Source organism: Burkholderia sp. Se-20378, assembly GCF_017104665.1.
Lineage (GTDB): Bacteria > Pseudomonadota > Gammaproteobacteria > Burkholderiales > Burkholderiaceae > Burkholderia > Burkholderia lata.
Map to the genome: position 1 here is coordinate 79365 of NZ_JAAGPG010000001.1, position 17036 is coordinate 96400.

Annotated in this window: 15 protein-coding genes; all 15 read right to left on the minus strand. The window is 65.2% G+C overall.

Annotated elements, in window-relative coordinates:
* Positions 1-52: 52 nt before the first annotated feature.
* The 15 genes from G3N93_RS00320 to G3N93_RS00390 all read right to left on the minus strand — a co-directional run bounded on the left by G3N93_RS00320 (position 53) and on the right by G3N93_RS00390 (position 16839).
* Positions 53-1219: an iron-containing alcohol dehydrogenase gene (locus G3N93_RS00320; RefSeq protein ID WP_206132015.1), complete on the minus strand. Its 1167-nt coding sequence runs from the start codon at positions 1217-1219 to the stop codon at positions 53-55.
* 29 nt (positions 1220-1248) lie between these two features.
* Positions 1249-2742 (minus strand): NAD-dependent succinate-semialdehyde dehydrogenase, encoded by a 1494-nt coding sequence (locus tag G3N93_RS00325; protein ID WP_241026337.1) that lies wholly within the window; start codon positions 2740-2742, stop codon positions 1249-1251.
* A 919-nt stretch (positions 2743-3661) separates the two neighbouring features.
* Entirely contained in the window at positions 3662-4417 is a 756-nt protein-coding gene (hutC, locus tag G3N93_RS00330) for a histidine utilization repressor (protein ID WP_174932332.1), read from the minus strand.
* 56 nt (positions 4418-4473) lie between these two features.
* The gene (gene hutH / locus G3N93_RS00335) at positions 4474-5967 is read right to left on the minus strand and encodes a histidine ammonia-lyase (RefSeq protein ID WP_174938078.1); all 1494 of its coding nucleotides are present in this window, start codon (positions 5965-5967) and stop codon (positions 4474-4476) included.
* A 7-nt stretch (positions 5968-5974) separates the two neighbouring features.
* On the minus strand, positions 5975-6766 hold the full coding sequence (locus G3N93_RS00340) for an ABC transporter ATP-binding protein (RefSeq protein WP_174932328.1): 792 nt from the start codon (positions 6764-6766) through the stop codon (positions 5975-5977).
* A gap of 27 nt (positions 6767-6793) precedes the next feature.
* Positions 6794-7537 carry an ABC transporter permease gene (locus G3N93_RS00345; RefSeq protein WP_174938076.1) on the minus strand — a complete coding sequence of 248 codons (744 nt, stop codon included), beginning with the start codon at positions 7535-7537 and terminating at the stop codon, positions 6794-6796.
* A gap of 12 nt (positions 7538-7549) precedes the next feature.
* Positions 7550-8272 carry an ABC transporter permease gene (locus G3N93_RS00350; protein WP_174938074.1) on the minus strand — a complete coding sequence of 241 codons (723 nt, stop codon included), beginning with the start codon at positions 8270-8272 and terminating at the stop codon, positions 7550-7552.
* A gap of 92 nt (positions 8273-8364) precedes the next feature.
* Positions 8365-9225, minus strand: coding sequence for a transporter substrate-binding domain-containing protein (locus G3N93_RS00355; protein WP_206132016.1), 861 nt, complete (start codon positions 9223-9225; stop codon positions 8365-8367).
* Positions 9226-9591: 366 nt separating this feature from the next.
* A complete protein-coding gene (locus G3N93_RS00360; RefSeq protein WP_206132017.1) occupies positions 9592-10896 on the minus strand; it encodes a replication-associated recombination protein A in 1305 nt (434 codons plus the stop codon).
* 210 nt (positions 10897-11106) lie between these two features.
* The gene (locus G3N93_RS00365; protein ID WP_206132045.1) at positions 11107-12219 is read right to left on the minus strand and encodes a porin; all 1113 of its coding nucleotides are present in this window, start codon (positions 12217-12219) and stop codon (positions 11107-11109) included.
* A gap of 266 nt (positions 12220-12485) precedes the next feature.
* Positions 12486-13316 (minus strand): aspartate/glutamate racemase family protein, encoded by an 831-nt coding sequence (locus G3N93_RS00370; protein ID WP_174938070.1) that lies wholly within the window; start codon positions 13314-13316, stop codon positions 12486-12488.
* Positions 13317-13360: 44 nt separating this feature from the next.
* Positions 13361-14332: a PDR/VanB family oxidoreductase gene (locus tag G3N93_RS00375; protein WP_206132018.1), complete on the minus strand. Its 972-nt coding sequence runs from the start codon at positions 14330-14332 to the stop codon at positions 13361-13363.
* Between the two features lie 230 nt (positions 14333-14562).
* Positions 14563-15807 carry an aromatic ring-hydroxylating dioxygenase subunit alpha gene (locus G3N93_RS00380; RefSeq protein WP_174932314.1) on the minus strand — a complete coding sequence of 415 codons (1245 nt, stop codon included), beginning with the start codon at positions 15805-15807 and terminating at the stop codon, positions 14563-14565.
* Positions 15808-15860: 53 nt separating this feature from the next.
* Positions 15861-16223, minus strand: coding sequence for a hypothetical protein (locus G3N93_RS00385; RefSeq protein WP_174932312.1), 363 nt, complete (start codon positions 16221-16223; stop codon positions 15861-15863).
* A gap of 160 nt (positions 16224-16383) precedes the next feature.
* Positions 16384-16839 (minus strand): nuclear transport factor 2 family protein, encoded by a 456-nt coding sequence (locus G3N93_RS00390; RefSeq protein WP_174983430.1) that lies wholly within the window; start codon positions 16837-16839, stop codon positions 16384-16386.
* Positions 16840-17036: the final 197 nt, after the last annotated feature.

The following is a 17036-nucleotide window of genomic DNA, read 5'->3' on the forward strand; positions in this document are numbered from 1 at the left end:
GGTGCACTCTCTACATTAACGTTACGGCGACTACGAATTTGCCTGCCTCGGTTCAATAGGCCTGCTCATACAGGCGCAATGCGTCCGACTCCGTGACAACGACCGGATTGTTCAACAGCAGGCGCTGCTGCTTCATCGCATCGGCTGCCAGGGTCGGCAGGCTCGCATGCGTGACACCCACGTCGCGCAGACGTCGCGGCGCGCCGGATCGGTTCATCAGGTCTTCCAGGAATGCGATGAACGCCGCCGTGCGCGCCGTGGCGTCGCCCTTTCCACCCGCGCCGACGACGTCCGCCAGTTCCGAATAGTGCGAAGCGGCCGCTTCGGCGTTGAAACGCAGCACGGGGGCAAGCATCAGTGCGTTGGACAAGCCATGCGGGATATGGAAATGGCCCCCCAACGGATACGCCAGCGCATGGACCGCGGCCACCGGGGCATTGGCGAAGGCCTGCCCGGCCAGCGTGGCGCCCAGCAGCATGGCCTCTCGTGCGTGCCGGTCCTCCCCGTTTTCGCAAGCCGGGATCAGGTTGCTCACCAGCAAGCGAAGCGCCTCGCGCGCGAGCGCGTCGGAAACGGGATTCTTCTTGTGCTTGCTGGTATAGGCCTCGATGGCGTGAACCATCGCGTCGATGCCCGTCGCAGCGGTATGGTTGCGCGGCAGACCGACCGTCAGCTCGGCGTCCAGGATCACTTTGTCGGCATACAGCTGACGGGCGACGATGCCCATCTTGGTTGTTTCGTTAACCGAAACGATGGAAATGTTGGTGACTTCCGACCCGGTGCCCGCCGTCGTAGGGATCTGCACCAATGGCAGGCGCGCGCCCCGCACGTTGCCGATTCCGTACATTTCCGCGAGCGACTGCTGCGAGACGGTGAGCACGGCGGCCAGTTTTGCAATGTCCATCGACGAGCCGCCGCCCAGGCCGATGACGATGTCCGCCTCTGCACTGCGCGCGAACTCGACGCAGCGCGAAACCACGATCTCCGGCGGGTCGGCCACGACCTCGTCAAAAACCGCCACACGGAATCCCTCGGCCGCCAACGACGCTTTCGCCGGTTCCAGCACACCGGCGTTGTGCAGCCCCGCGTCGGTCACGATCAGGACATGACGGCGCTCCGTCCATGCCGCCATCACCTGACCCAGGCGGCGCACACACCCCCATTCCTGGAGAATGGACGGAACAGTTTCGAAGAGCATCGATTGCGGGGACATTTCCATTGACGTTTCCTTGATGCAGACTTTGGCAGTTAGACCTGGGTGCACATGTACTTGATTTCCAGGTATTCCTCGATTCCGTAACGGGAACCCTCGCGGCCCAGGCCCGATTGCTTGACCCCGCCGAACGGCGCGACCTCGTTGGAAATCACGCCGGTATTCAGGCCGACCATGCCGTACTCGAGTGCCTCGCCCACACGCCAGATGCGGCTGTTGTCACGCGTATAGAGATAGGCGGCGAGCCCGTATTCGGTGTCGTTGGCCATCGCGATCGCTTCTACTTCATCCTCGAAGCGGAACACCGGGCCGACGGGCCCGAAAAGCTCCTCGCGTGCGAGCCGCATGGCCGGCGTCGCATCGGCAATCACGGTCGGCTCGAAAAACGTGCCCCCGAGCTGATGGCCTTTCCCGCCGGTGACGATGCGTGCGCCCTTGCTTACCGCGTCGTCGATCAGCTGATTCAGGTGGTCGCAGGCGGACTTCTGGATCAGCGGCCCCTGCTGCACGCCCGGCTCGATGCCGTTCCCTACCTTGAGCGCCTGGACTCGCCGGGTGAGCGCCTCGACGAAGCGGTCATGAATACCTGCCTGGACCAGAAAGCGATTGGCGCACACACAGGTCTGACCGCTATTCCGGTACTTCGACGCCATCGCCCCTTCAATCGCTGCGTCGAGATCCGCGTCGTCGAACACGATGAAAGGCGCGTTGCCGCCGAGCTCGAGAGAAAGCCGCTTGATCGTTCCGGACGATTGGCTCATGAGCACACGGCCGACTTCAGTCGAGCCGGTGAACGAAAGCTTGCGCACCACCGGGCTCGCCGTCAGAACCGCGCCGATCTCGCGCGACGGGCCACACACCACTTGAAGGACACCCGCCGGAATGCCCGCGCGCTCGGCCAGGACGGCAAGCGCAAGCGCCGTGAGCGGCGTCAGGTCGGCGGGGCGCACGATGATGGAACAGCCCGCGGCCAGCGCCGGCGCGACCTTGCGCGTGATCATCGCGGCCGGGAAATTCCACGGCGTGATCGCGGCACACACGCCGATCGGCTGACGGATGACGAGGATGCGCTTGTCGCCTTGCGGGTGAGGCATGACGTCGCCGTAGACACGCTTCGCTTCTTCCGCGAACCACTCCACGAAAGAAGCCGCATACGTGATTTCGCCGCGAGCCTCCGCCAGCGGCTTGCCCTGCTCCGACGTCATGATCAGGGCAAGATCGTCGGCATTCGTCAGGATCAGGTCGAACCACGCGCGCAACAGCTTTGCGCGCTCGTGGCTGGTCCGCTTCTGCCAGCCTTGCTGTGCAAGCGCCGACGATTCGATGGCCAGCTCCACCTCCGCGGCGCCGAGGCTGGCCACGCGGGCCAGGATGTCACCCGTGGCCGGGTTCGTGACGGGAAACGAGCGACCCTCCGTGCCTTCCTGCCATCCCGACGCCAGCCAGGCGCGCGTCTCCAGCAACGCGCCGTCTCGCAGCCGGGCGCGTAGCGGCGAGGGGTCAATCGCTTCGTTCTTCCTGCTGTGCATTTCATCCACGAGCACTGTCTCCAGAAATTCTTGTTTTTCAACCGGGGCGCTTTCAGCCGACAGGCGAAAACTGCTCAGGCGTCAATACGCGGACGCCTGCTCCATCCCCCGGGATTTCGCCTGACTTCAGATGGCCGGCGTGCGCCCATTTCCGCGCCGCCGCGAAGCTTTCGCAAAATCTTGCCCACCTTGGGAACGTCCGCGCCCGAGCGATGACGTCCAATTGGGGATGAAACAGACATGTAGATCACTTGACATGGTCATTTGACCATAAACCATTTTTCGCGGCAACTCAGTAGTTGCACGGGCTGTCGGTGACGCGCGGGAGATGGCCATGCAAGGTGGTGACCGCCAGACAAGGGGATCGCTCGGGGCCTGCGCTGGCAACGCGAACCCGAAGGATGGGCTCGGCGGTGTACTGCCTGAAGGAGACGCTGCCTGCTTTGAAAGGCAGGTGGTCATCTGCCCGACCAGTGCCACGGTCCGATGAACCGGGTAAGTCAGCGCATGGAATGGATGCCCCGGTTGCCGTGCGAGCGCCGAACCAACGGTTCAAGAAATGGCAGCGTGTGGCATGGCACCCGCCGCGATCGGGTGCCAGAGTGTGCTGGCGAGACCTCGAGCGCCACGGCAAGCAGGGGGGCGCGGCGATGAATACGCCCCAGGCCGATGATGGTACGCACGACGCGTTCGATCGGGTTTGCACGCGAAAGCGCGCTCTGTCACGCCCCTTGCGGATGGCAAAGTTGCGAAAGCATGACGCTGCGCGAACCCATCGGATCGGCGACCCCGGTCAACCGGCCCGCGCAAGCGGCCTGAACGCCCGCCGCTGGTGGTTTGCGCAGCAGCAAGCCGGCAGCGTGACTCGACGATCGCCATCACGACCGTGACAACCAACAGCGGTGGCGGACACCGCTGCCTACACCCGCCCAGCCAAATGAAACCGTGACGCCGGATGCCACAGCTGCACCGACGTCGCAACCTGCCCGCCGACCCACGTGCGCCGTCGCAGCAGCAGGCAGGGCTCGCCGATTTCCATCACGAGGTGCCGGCGCACCTGCGCATCGGGCTTCTGTGCGTAGATGCGGAATTCCGCACGCTGGATCGGCGCGAGCCGCACCATGTAGTGATTCGGCGTCTCGACCGTGAAATCCTGGTCGAGGTAGGCGGGAAACAGCGCCGGATTGACGTAGCGATCCTCGAACTGGATCGGCTCGCCTTCCTCGCAATGCACGATGCGCGAATGAAACACCGGCCCCGCACGAAGCCCGAGCGCTTCGATCGCTTCGGGATCGTCGCTGCTTTCGATCATCAGCACGCGGGCACTGTGGCGATGGCCGCGCTCGGCGATCTCGTCCGCGATGTTGCGGATCTCGAGCACCGTCGATTCGTAATGACGGCGCTCGACGAAGGTGCCCGCACCCTGGATGCGGGTCAGCACACGCTCGGCAGTGAGCTCGCGCAGCGCACGCGACACCGTCATCCGCGCCACGCCGAACTCCTTGACCAGTTCGGCCTCGGTCGGAATCGCGCCACCGGGCTTCCAGTCCCCGTTCGCGATCCGCTCGACCACGTAGCGCTTGATCTGCTGATAGGCCGGCAGCGCACGCGCCGGCACGTCATCGCCCGGTACGCCCCCCGGCCGGGCAGCCGTGTATCGTTCCGCTTCGTTCATGCGCCCTCGATCAAATGAAGGTTGGATGACCTGCCGACCGTCTCAGCACCCATGCTTCACGCCAGCGACGGCGGCACGCCCGCGACGATGCCGGCCGCCGTCGCGATATCGTCCGCGAGCGGCCGGTCGTCGTGATACGCCGGCACGCGTTCGCGCACGTAACGCCACAGCGCGTCGGTCGGCGCCGCCCGTGACGCGCCACTCTCCTGCAAATCGTACGCCTGCGCGGCGGCCAGCAACTCGATCGCGAGCACACGCGTGGTGTTTTCGATGATGTCGAGCGCCTTCAGCGCAGCCGGCGTCGCATGGCACAGGTGATCCTCCTGCAAGCCCGACGTGATGCCGCCGTCGAGGCTCGCGGGCGCGGCGAGCCGCTGGTTCTGCGCAACCAGCGCGACCGCGGTGTACTGCGCGATCATGAACCCTGAACACGTGCCGCCCGGCGCCGCGAGAAATGCCGGCAGCCCGCTCACGAGCGGATTGACGAGACGGTCGAGCCGCCGCTCGGCAATCGCCGCGACCTGCGCCATCGCGGCCGCGAGGCTGTCCATCGCGAGCGCAATGCCCGCACCGACCGCATGCGCCTGCGAATGGACGGCCGGCGCGTCACGCGTGCCCGCGACGATCGGATTGTCGGTGACGGACGCGAGTTCGCGGTCGACGACTTCCGCGGTGACCGCCAGCACGTCGCGCGCCGCGCCGTGCACGTGCGGAATCGTGCGCAGGCTGAGCGGGTCCTGCGTATGCCGCCCGTTCGCCGCGGCGAGCATTGCGCTGTCGGCAAGCATCGCGCGCAAGCGCGCACCGACATGCCCGATGCCAGGCGAAATGCGCAGCGCCAGCGATGTCGGATCGAACGCAGCGAGCTGGCCGCCGAGATTCTCGAAGCTCGTCGCCGCGACCCAGTCGGCCCAGTCGAGCAGCCGCTCCGCACGCGCAAGCGCGAGCGCGGCGAGCCCCGTCACACATGGCGTGCCGTTGACCAGGCTCAGTCCCTCCTTGGCACCGAGCGCCAGCGGCTCGCGGCCGATGCGGCGCAACGCTTCGTCGCCACGCACGCGTTCGCCGCGATGACGCGCGTGGCCATGCCCGATACAGACGAGCGCGACGTGCGCCATGTGGGTCAGGTAGCCCACCGAACCGTGCGCCGGCACTTCCGGCAGGCAATCCTGTTCGAGAAGCGCGACCAGTTGGTCGACGATGTCGGCACGCACGCCGGAATGCCCATGCGCGTAGTTGTTGATCGCGGCCGCGATGATCGCGCGGGTTTCCGCCGCACCGAGCGGCGCGCCGACGCCGACTGCGTGGCTCATCAGGATGTTGCGCGACAGCGTGCCCTGTTGCTCCGGCGACACGATCACGTCGCACAACGCGCCGACGCCCGTGTTGACGCCATACGCGCGAATGCCGCGCGCAACGATTGCGTCGACGAGTTCGCGCGCCGCGACGACACGCCCGCGCGCCTCGTCGGTCAACGCGAGCGGCGCGCCGGCCGCCACCGCCGCAATCTGCCGCCAGTCGAGCGGCCGTGCCGAACGGAATACCGTCATGGCAGCCTCAGTTCGCGGCACGGTCATGATGGCTCGACACGAACTGGCGAAAGCGTTCGGAGCATTGGCCGCCGAACAGTTCGGCGGGCGTCCCGTCTGCATCGACCTCGCCCTGATGCAGGAACATCACGCGATTCGACACATGCCGCGCGAAGCCCATTTCGTGCGTGACGACCAGCATCGTGCGCCCTTCCTCCGCGAGCGAGCGCATCACGCGCAGCACCTCGCCGACCAGCTCCGGATCGAGTGCCGACGTCGGTTCGTCGAACAGCATCACCTTCGGATGCATCGCGAGCGCTCGCGCGATCGCGACCCGTTGCTGCTGCCCGCCCGACAGGTGGGCCGGATAGTAGCCGCGCTTGTCCGCGAGGCCGACGCGCGCGAGCAGCGCCTCGGCCTCCTCGACCGCTTCCGCGCGACTGCGTTTCTGCACGCGCAGCGGGCCTTCGACGAGATTGTCGAGCACGGTCATGTGCGACCACAGGTTGAAGTTCTGGAACACCATCCCGAGCTGCGAGCGGATGCGGTCGACCTGGCGCCGGTCGCCCGGGTGCAGCTTGCCGTCGCGCGCACGCTTCATCTTCAGCTCCTCGCCGGCGAGCGCGACCGAGCCGTCGTCCGGCGTTTCGAGCAGGTTCAGGCAGCGCAGGAAGGTACTCTTGCCCGATCCGCTCGCACCGAGGATCGAGATGACGTCGCCTTCATGCGCATCGAGCGAGATGCCCTTCAGTACGTGGTGATCGCCGAACGACTTGTGGATGTTCCTGACCGACAGGGCGACGGGAGCAGCAGTGTTCATCGAATTCTCCTGGAAGGAAGGACGCGGTCAGGATGCGACACGCCGTGCATTGCGTGCGGCGGCAGTCGCGCCGGACGGCTTCGGCGCGCGCAGATGGCCCGACAGCCGCCATTCGAGCGCGCCGAGCAGGCGTACGACGATAAAGTTCAGGCCCAGGTAGATGAGGGCCGCACACACGAACACCTCGGTCGTCCGGTAGGTTTGCTGGATGATCTGCTGCGCGACGCCCGTCACCTCCCACACGGTCACGAGGCTGGCGAGCGCGGTCGACTTGACCAGCAGCACGGCTTCGGTCGAATACGCGGGCAGGCACTGGCGCAGCGCGATCGGGCCGATCACGCGGCGCAGCAGTGCGAAGCCCGACAGGCCGATCGAATAGCCCGCCTCGATCTGCCCGACCGGCACGGCCATCAGCCCGCCGCGCAGGATCTCGGCCGTGTAGCCGGCGGTGCAAAGCGCGAGCGACAGCACGGCGCACACGTACGGCTCGCGCAGCAGCGGCCACATGAAGCTTTCCCGGATCACGCCGAACTGGCCGAGCCCGTAGTACACGAGAAACATCTGGATCAGCAGTGGCGAGCCGCGAAACACGAGGATGTACGCACGCGCAAAGCGGTTCGGCAGCCAGCGCGGCGATACGCGCATCGTGACGATCACGAGCGACAGCAGGCCGCCGAGCACGAGCGACGCGAAGAACAGGCCGAGCGTGGTCGGTACCGCCGCGAGCAGCTGGCGCAGCGTGTCGAACAGGAAGTCGAAATCGAGTGACATGTGCGCGCTCCGTCAGTTGCGTGCGAAGTTGCGGCGGAACGACCGGCCGACGATTGCTTCAGCCCGGTTGAACACGCGGTTCGACAACCCGGTCATGACCAGGTAGAGCGCGCCGCCCGCGACGAAGAACACGAAATACTGATGGGTCGAATTCGCGGCGATCTGGCTCGTGCGCAGCAGCTCCGCGAGCCCGGTGACCGAGATCAGCGCCGAATCCTTCAGGCTCAGCTGCCACACGTTGCCGATGCCGGGCAACGCGAAGCGCAGGACCTGCGGAATCAGGATGCGGCGCAGGACCATGCTGCGCGGCATGCCGATCGAGCGCGCCGCTTCGAGTTCGCCCTTCGACACCGCGAGCACGGCCGCGCGATACACCTCGGCCTGGTACGCACCGGAAATCATCCCCACCGCGAGCGCACCGATCACGAACGGCGGCACGCCGATGAAGCCGTCAGCGCCGAACCACTGGCCGACGGCCGTGACGAGCGTCGAGCCGCCGAAATAGAACAGGTAGATGACGAGCAGCTCGGGCACGCCGCGAAACACCGTCGTATACAGGTCGCCGAGCAGGCGGGCGCTGCGGTAGCGCGACAGCTTCGCGGCCGCGATGCCCGCGCCGATCACGGCGCCGACCGCAAGCGCGGCCAGCGTCAGCGCGACCGTCATCAGCGCGGCGAGCAGCAGCACGCCGCCCCAGCCTTCGGTTCCGAAGCCCAGCATTTCAAGGATCGCCATGCGTGCCTCCCGGCAAGCGTTGATAGGATCGGCAGGATGCGCGCCGCCGCGCGTCGCTCAGGCCGCTTGCGCGGCGGCGGCCGGACGTGCGCTTACGGCGTGACGTCGGTCTTGAACCACTTGTCGGCGAGCTTCTTCACGGTACCGTCCGCGAGCGCGGCGCCGATCGCCGTATCGAACTTCGTTTTCAGGTCGGCATCCTGCTTGCGGAATGCCAGCCCTTCGCCCGGGCCCCAGATCGGCCCGCCGAGCTTCGGCCCCGCGAGCACGATCGATGCGTTGTCTTTCTTCGCATTGTTCGCCGCGTAGTACGTGACATCGTCGAACGATGCGTCGATGCGGCCGGCGACGAGGTCGAGATCGCGCTCGGGCGACGTCTTGTACACGCGAATCGACGCGATGTCCTTGAAACTGTCGTTGATGAACTTCGTGTAGACGGTGCCCGACTGGATGCCGATCGTCTTGCCCTTCAGTTGCTTGCGCAGCGCGTCGACAGTGGCCTTGTCGGCATTCGCGTCACCCGACAGCTTGACGATCGGTGCGCCCGGCGCCGCCTTCGGCAGGATCTTCGTGTCGGTGACGGCAAACGTCGCGGGCGTGGCCGCATAAGGCCGCGAGAACAGCAGGATCTTCTCGCGCTCCGGCGTGATCGAGATCGCATCCATCAGGACATCGAACTTGCCGGCCTGCAGCCCCGGAATCATCCCGTCCCAGTCCTGCGCGACCATGTTGCATTGCACCTTGATGCGCTCGCACACGTTGGCGAGCAGCTCGGGCTCGAAGCCGCCGAGCTTGCCGCCCGGCAGCGTGAGGTTCCACGGCGCGTAGCCGCCTTCGAGTGCCACCGTCACGGTCTTCCACTCCTTCGCCTGCACCGGTGCGGAAAGCGTGGCCGCTACCGCCGCCATGATGCCGATCGTCCTGACTGCCCACTTGATGCGCTTGCCGTTCACGAGATTCTCCTTGCGTTGAAGTTCGTCATCCCTTCGGTCATGCAAGCGGCCTCAGGAATTTGTCTATACAAGCATGCAAGAAGAAAAACCGAGCGACAAGCGTTGATCAATAAAAACCGGGTAAACGCGGGAAATCCCCTAATTTCAGGGCTCTGACGTGCTTCGTGGTGGTGATTCATGGCACGAACATGGTGCATTCCGTACGATCTTTCGATCAGGATGACTAGACAAATTCATGATTCGACTGTTTCGCTAAACACACTAAAATCGTCGGTCGAATCCTGAAGTCATGCCTGCAGGCGCCTCGCTCGCAAAAGCGTCCCGGAGAAATCAGGCATTCGCGGCGGCGGCGGCGTGCGCCGCCAGTCAGCTCCGCTTGCCCGCATCCCGGTCAAGCCTGCGCAAGCCGTCGAGCCGCTCCGCGATCCTCGCCTCGACGCCGCGCGGCGCAGGCTCGTACCAATGCGGTTCCCGCATGCCGTCCGGCAGGTAGCTTTCGCCTGCCGCGTAGCCGTCACGCTCGTCGTGCGGATTCCGGTACGCGTGGCCGAGCGCTTGCGTCAATTCGGCACGCACGTCGCGCAGATGCGCCGGCACGTCGCGAGGCCGATCCTGCCGCACGAAGGCCCGCGCCTGCATCAGCGCCATCCCGCCGGCATTGCTTTTTGCCGCGCACGCGAGATACAGCACGGCCTGCGCGAGAGCGAGATCGCCTTCCGGTGCGCCGAGCCGGTCGCTGGTCTTGGCCGCATCGTCGGCGATCCGCAATCCGGTCGGGTCGGCAAGCCCGATGTCGTCGTACGCGATCGCAACGATCCGGCGTGCGAGGTAGCGGCGGTCGGTGCCGCCGTCCAGCATCCGGCACAGCCAGTACAGCGCGGCGTCCGGGTTCGAGCCGCGCACCGACTTGTGCAACGCCGAAATCTGATCGTAGAAATGCTCGCCGCCCTTGTCGAAGCGACGCGCGCCGGTTGTCGTCGCGCGCTCGACGAAGCTGCCGTCGATCGTCGTCACGCCCGCCGATGCTGATGCTGTCCGCACCTGTTCGAGCAGGTTCAGGAAGCGTCGCGCATCACCGTCCGCATGATCGATCAGCTTGCCGAGCGCATCGTCGTCGAACGAAAGCGTGCCGAGTGCGGTCTCGTGCGCACGCACAAACAGCGCGCGCAACGCGTCGTCGTCCAGCGGCTTCAGCACGTACACCCGTGCGCGTGAAAGCAATGCGCGATTGACTTCGAAACTCGGGTTTTCGGTCGTCGCGCCGATGAAGACGACGGCGCCGGACGTGACGGACGGCAGCAGCGCGGCCTGCTGCGTTTCGTTGAAGCGGTGGATTTCGTCGACGAACACGATCGTGCGGCGCCCCGCTTCGTCGAACACCTGCTGCGCACGAGCCGTGACGGCGCGAATGTCCTTGACGCCGCCGAGCACCGCGGACAACGCGGCGAACGCGCAGTCGAACGCCTGCGCGGTCAGCCGCGCCAACGTCGTCTTGCCGACGCCGGGCGGCCCCCAGAAAATCATCGAATGCGGCTTGCCCGATTCGAACGCCCGGCGCAGCGGCATGCCCGCGCCGAGCAGATGCGCCTGCCCGATCACGTCGTCGAGCGACGTGGGGCGCAGCGCATCCGCCAGCGGACGGTGCGGTTCAGCGGAAAACAGGTCGGACATGGGCATTGGTGGGCACGCGCATCCGGCGGCACGGGTTGCTACCGGACGCGCGGATTATGACAGCGATGCGGCGATGGCGTCGGGAAGCGACACGCCGTGGCCGGGCGGTACGCCCCGACATGCCGGCAAGTCAAAGCCGGTAACGGGTCGCGGGTGACCGCCCGACGCAGCGCCACACGCTGCACCGCGTCGCAAGCAGACCGTGTTCAACTAGAAACGCTTGTTGATCCCGACAATCGCGCCGACAGTCGTGCCCGGTACGCCGTAGAGTGCGTTATCAATCGACAGGCCGAGGCGCTCATGACCGTGATTGTTCGCCGCCCCGATCTCGGCATACAGCGACGTCGATTTCGACAGGAAGTATCGCGCGGTCAGCGCCCCGACGAGGCCATGGTTGGCCGAATCATGCGGATCCCGGACATACCACAAGCCAGAGTTGATATTCAGCTGCGGGAGCACGTAGCAGTCGACCCCCACGTTCCATATGTTGTTGCCGCCCCCGCTCGCGACACCGTTGGCGACGGTCGTCGGGACCTTGAAGCTGGTGAACGAGCCCTTCGCCGTGAATGCGCCGAAGTTGTAGAGCACGCCGATCATGCGCCCGGAGAACGGCTGCTGGAACGTCGTCAATCCGGCGTTGTTCTTTCCTTCGCTGGAGTCATACATCGCCGCATTCACGACCAGCCCGCTGTACTGGTATCGAACGGCGACCGAATACTGCTGCCCCGCGCGGAAATCGCCGGGCATCCCGCCGGGCGCGTACATCATGCTCGTGGAGAAGCCGGCGAACTGCGGGCTCGTATAGGTGACGGCGTTCGGATTGAACGTGCCGGAGAACGTCTGGTCGGCGTACACCGAAAACGCGGTGCCGAACTGTCCCGCATTGCGCGGGTCCGACTCGTAGATCGCGAGAACGAAGGGCGAATACTGTACGCCGGCCTTCAACTGGCCGAATGCGCCGTCGAGCGCGAGCCATGCCTGGCGACCGAAGAAATTGCCGTTGCTGTTGTCGAAACCGCCATTGACGAGGCTGACGCCGCTCTCCAGCTTGAACGTCATCTTCATCCCGCCGCCCAGGTCCTCCTTCCCCTGCAAACCGAACGCGGACGGCTCGAGCCCCGCGTTGATCAGACTGAACTGCTTGCCCGCGTTGCCCTGGGCCGTCGAACCCATCGTCTTGTTCGTGAACAGAAGACCGACATCCAGCGTTCCGTAGAGGGTGACGCTGCTCTGTGCGCATGCACAGGCAGGCAGCATTGCAATGCCGAACGCGAACAGCTTTTGCGTCGACGAAAGGTGACGATCTCCGAACCATGTAATCATTTTGATATCCGAAATAAATCGGTTATGTAAGGTGAAGCCGAATCGATGTACATCCCGTCCTGCTTCCTGCCGCCTGCCATCGTCCTGCTGGTCAGGCACGGGCCACGCACCGGCAGCCCGATTTCCGTCGCACGGCCGCGGGCCGGCGTTTACGGGGCCGGCCGCGATGGCCCGCCCGCGCTTTGCGCTCAGGCAGCGGCACATGGCCTGTCGCGGCAGTCATCCGCGACGTCGTCTCCGCGACTTCGTCCAGTGCCGCTGCTGCGTCATGCCAGCAGCTTCTTCCCCATCGCCTGAAGCTCCTCGAGAATGTGCGGCGGCGTCGTTCGATAGGCGCCAGCGACCGCTTCCGACTTGGTCAGGCCGATGCTCCGCCTCAGGTCGACCATCGACTCCGCGAGCTTCACCATGGCCGCGGGGCCGACGATCACGGGCACGCCCGTCCCTCGCACCTCGGTGTAGCCGGCCAGCGCAAGCAGCGCTCCACCGGGATTGCAACCGCACAGCACGGTATCGGCACCGTCCCGCACGCATGCCTGCGCGGCTTCGTCGAACATCTCGATCCATCGATCCGGTTTGCCGTTCGCGGCATCGACGATGGCGGGCCAGCACGACGGATCGAGCGCCCGCACCGGCTGGTTCCGGATGGCCCGGTGCTCCCAGCCATGCAGCCGGATGTGCGCTTCGAACGGCTCGATGAAGGCGGGCGCGATCGTCACCCACGCAAACTTCTTCCCGACCAGCTGCGCCATCAGCATCGTCGACTCCGCGCCGCCCAGCACCGGCATCCTGACCGCCTGCCGGCATTCCTGCGAGTACGCATCGATGATGCAGACGCCGGCCAGCGCGGCATCGAAGCCCTCTTTCTCCGCATCGACGATCCTGTTCACCACCTGAACCTTCGTGACGGCGCGCGGGTAAAGCAGGTTATTCGCGAACGACCGCGGCGCGTCCTCCATGTAGCGCAGCGTGATCTCGGTGTCCGGCCGCGCAATCTGCTGCGCGAACTTCAGCATCGCGCCATAGGTCTCGCGCACGCCGCCGAAGTCCGCGTCGTTCGAACGGTTTTCTGCCTGCCATACAATCCTGATTCCCATACGTGTCTCCTCCATGGATCAACCTGCCGGGCGATCGCCCGGGCCTACAGATCGAGCACCAGCCGTGCCGATTTCGAACGCGAGCAGCACGGCATCAATCGATCGTTGTCCGCCCGCTCCTCGGGCGTGAGGCACACGTCGCGATGATCCGGCTCGCCGGCCAGTACGCGCGTCTCGCACGTACGGCATACGCCCTGCCCGCACGACGTCTCGATCTCGATCCCCACCCTCGCGAGCGCCTGGACGATCGATTCGTCCTCTTCGACCATCACCACCTGCCCCGAACTCGCCACCTCGACCTCGAAGCGTTCGCTGTCGGCCGCCGGACTTTCCCCGGCCGCAAAGAACTCGTAGTGCAACTGCGCTTCCGGCCAGCCGGTCGCGCGAGCGGCGCCCAGCACGGCGTCCATGAACCCGGTCGGTCCGCACACGTACAGGTGCGTTCCGCTCTCGGGCCGTGCGAGCCGGGTGGCGATATCGAATGTCGGGGTCTCCGGCTGATCGTCGAAATGGAATTGCACGTGACGCGCATACGTTGCGCGGGAAATGCGATCGAGAAATGCGGTGCGTGCACGCGAACGCGCGCAGTAGTGCATCTCGAACGGCGCGCCGATCGCCGCCAGCCGCTCCGCCATGCAGAGAATCGGCGTCACGCCGATGCCGCCGGCCATCAACAGGCTGCGCGTCGCATCGTGCGCGAGCGGGAAATGGTTTTTCGGAACACTGATCGCGAGCTCGTCGCCGACCTGCACCCGATCGTGCATGCCCGCCGATCCGCCGCGCGAGTTCGGGTCGCGCAGTATCGAGATCTGATAGCGATGCCCTTCTTCGGGCGCGTTGCACAGCGAATACTGTCGCGTCGGCCCGCCCGGTACCGCCACGTCGATATGCGAGCCGGCCGAAAACGCCGGCATCGGCCGGCCGTCCGTGCTGACCAGCTCGAAACTGCAAATGCCGACGGCTTCCTCACGTTTCGCCGCCACGCGGACTGTCAGCCCGCCCACCCCACTCGTCATGCCTCCTCCTGGAACGGCGAGCGCGAGCGCGGGCCCGTCCGGCGCGGCCAGTGACCGCTGCCTTCGGGGCCGAGCCGGCCCGCCACTTTGCCCTGATTTTTCTTGCCCGATTGACGATGCGATCCGGCAACCGGTCGGCCGACGAGGCACGCCACGCGCTCGCCGGCCGCCTCGCCGCCCGCCCGATCCGTTGCCGTTGGCGCGATCGACGAGGTCGGCCGCTGCGCCGGTCAGTCGAGCGCGGCCTTCGCCGTCGGCGCCGCCGACCACTTGACGACCTGCTCGATCCCGTGACGGCACAGGACCTCGCTCTCGTTGAAGTAGATGACCGGCTTCGCGCCGGACGCCATGCCGACCTGCATGCTTTCGATGTTGCCCAGGTCCTCGAGCATCGAATCGGTGATGTGGGACGTGAAATGCTCGAGCTGCAGGCGCTCGCGGACCGTCGTCGCCTTCTTGTAGTAGAAGCGCGCCTCCCAGACGGTCGTCGACGCCGACGTCGGCCAGAACTCGTGCGTCCAGAACTGATTGGCCGAGATCTGCAGGTGCCAGTTCGGGAAGAACCAGTTGACGTCGCTCGCCCAGTGCTCGTGCTTCGTCGGGTTCACGCCCTTGTGCTCGACGACCGAGTTGACCTGCCCCGCCTTGCGGGTGCCCGTCACCGAATGGTCGGCCGAGAACAGCCATTGCGCGACCTTCGATTTCGCGAACGGCTGCGCGATCGGGTTGAGCCACCACGACATCGAGCGATGCGGGCCGTGAAGCCGGACGCTGATCGGCCTGCCGAACGGGTTCTGTTGCCCGATGTAGAACGGCGCCAGCGTCTTCGGGTGGATCGATGCCACGTGATAGGCCTCGCTGAAATTCTCGGCGACGGCCTTCCAGTTCGCGTTGAATTCTCCGCGCAGCACGATCGGGTGATCCGGGTTCTGGTACTCGATGCCGGTGAGCGCGTCGGCAATCGGCCCGAGGAATTCCGCGAGGCTGAGTTCGGGTTCCGTCGCGAGGTTGACGAAGATCCAGCCTTCCCAGATCTCGAGGGCGACCGGTGTCAGCCCGCATTTCTTCTTGTCGAGGCCGAAGAACCCGGATTCGTCAGGCACGTGCGCCAGCTGCCCGGCATTGTCGTACCCCCAGCTGTGGTATCGGCACACGAAGCGCTTCGCATTGCCGGACGCGCGGTGCTCGACGATGTTCGCGCGGTGCGCGCAGACGTTGTGAAATGCGCGAATCGTGCCGTCTTCCGAGCGCGCGACGATGACCGATGCGTTCAGCACCGCAAGCTGCTTCACGAAGAAATCGCCCGGCTTCGGGATGCGCTCGACGCGCCCGACCATCAACCACGCACGACGAAAGATCCGCTCGCGCTCGATTTCGTACTGTGCAGCATCGGTATAAATCGACGTCGGCACGGCGCCGGTTTCCAGGCCAACCGATTCGGTGAAATTTCCGTTGAAATCCATCGGATTATTCATTTGCACTCCTCCATTTTTTATGCAACGCAATTCCCGTCGATGACGACCTGGAATCATCCGTGAGGCTGGAAGCCCGTCACGATCTGCAGCGCATGTTGCGGCGGTGCATGCTTGATACCGGGCGCCTGGTGCATCTCGACCGCAACGGATGCGTGGCACAGTGAAAGCAGCAGGCGAAACAGGTTCCCGGCCGGCTCCGGCATGTCGTCAAGCGGGAACTGCTCCAGGTAGACGGTCGCCTCCTCCGCCCGCGCGAACATCGCGTCGTAGAACCTCACGATCTCGTCGTACGGCATCGCCGCACGGCGGATCCATCGTTCGTGCGACGTCGGTGTGCTCCATGCGGCCAGGAACGGCTCGAGATCCTCGAAACCTTTCGGCAATTGGCCCGAACCGGATGCTGCATCGTGATTCATCACACTCCTCCTCGTTCTGTCTTCGCTGATTCAAGAATGACTGCTGTTCGGCATCGGTGATCGACGCCGGCGCTTCACAACGGATTCCTAAATATTTAATGAGTTCATGACCCGCCCCGGCAACGCCGACCGACGCCGGCGTTGCCGTCGAATCAGCGCATCACCCGCCGATGTTTTCCTTGAAAACCGGGCTGACCGTGTCGAAGCTCGCGAACTTCAGGTAGGTCGTCTTCCACTCGCCGGCGATTCTCGCGAACCGGAACGCGTACGTCCCGGAGAGCAGTTGCAGAACGCCGTCGTCGGTTTGCCGGTAATAGATCACGTCGGTTTTCGCCGCCGCGCGGTCGCCGTCGATATCGATCAGCGGATTGGTGATGTGGTGGTGGCACTTCGGCACTTCCCGCCACACCTTGTGGACGAGTTGCCGGATCCCGTCGATGCCGGTGGTCTGTCCGCGCGGCAGTTCATACACACCGTCGTCGGCCCAGATGCTCATGAAGGTGGCTTCGTCCTTCTTGTCGATGCCGTGGCAGTACTTCGACATCAACGTCCTGATCTCGTGGCCGTCGACGAGTCGACCGATCTTCGCCTCGAGGCTCATATCCTTGCTTGCCATTACGCTGTCTCCTGATCTGTACTTTTGTGTGTCGCTCAGGCTTCGGCATGCATGCCGAAGCCGGTCAGCCGGCGTCCGATGCCCGACTGCCGCTGGCTTGCCTGATCGAACACACCATGATGTTATTTTTTGCCGGGCTCGCGGGCATTGCTCGATAGTCCGCTTCTATTTTCCGATCGTACGAATTTCCGGCCTGT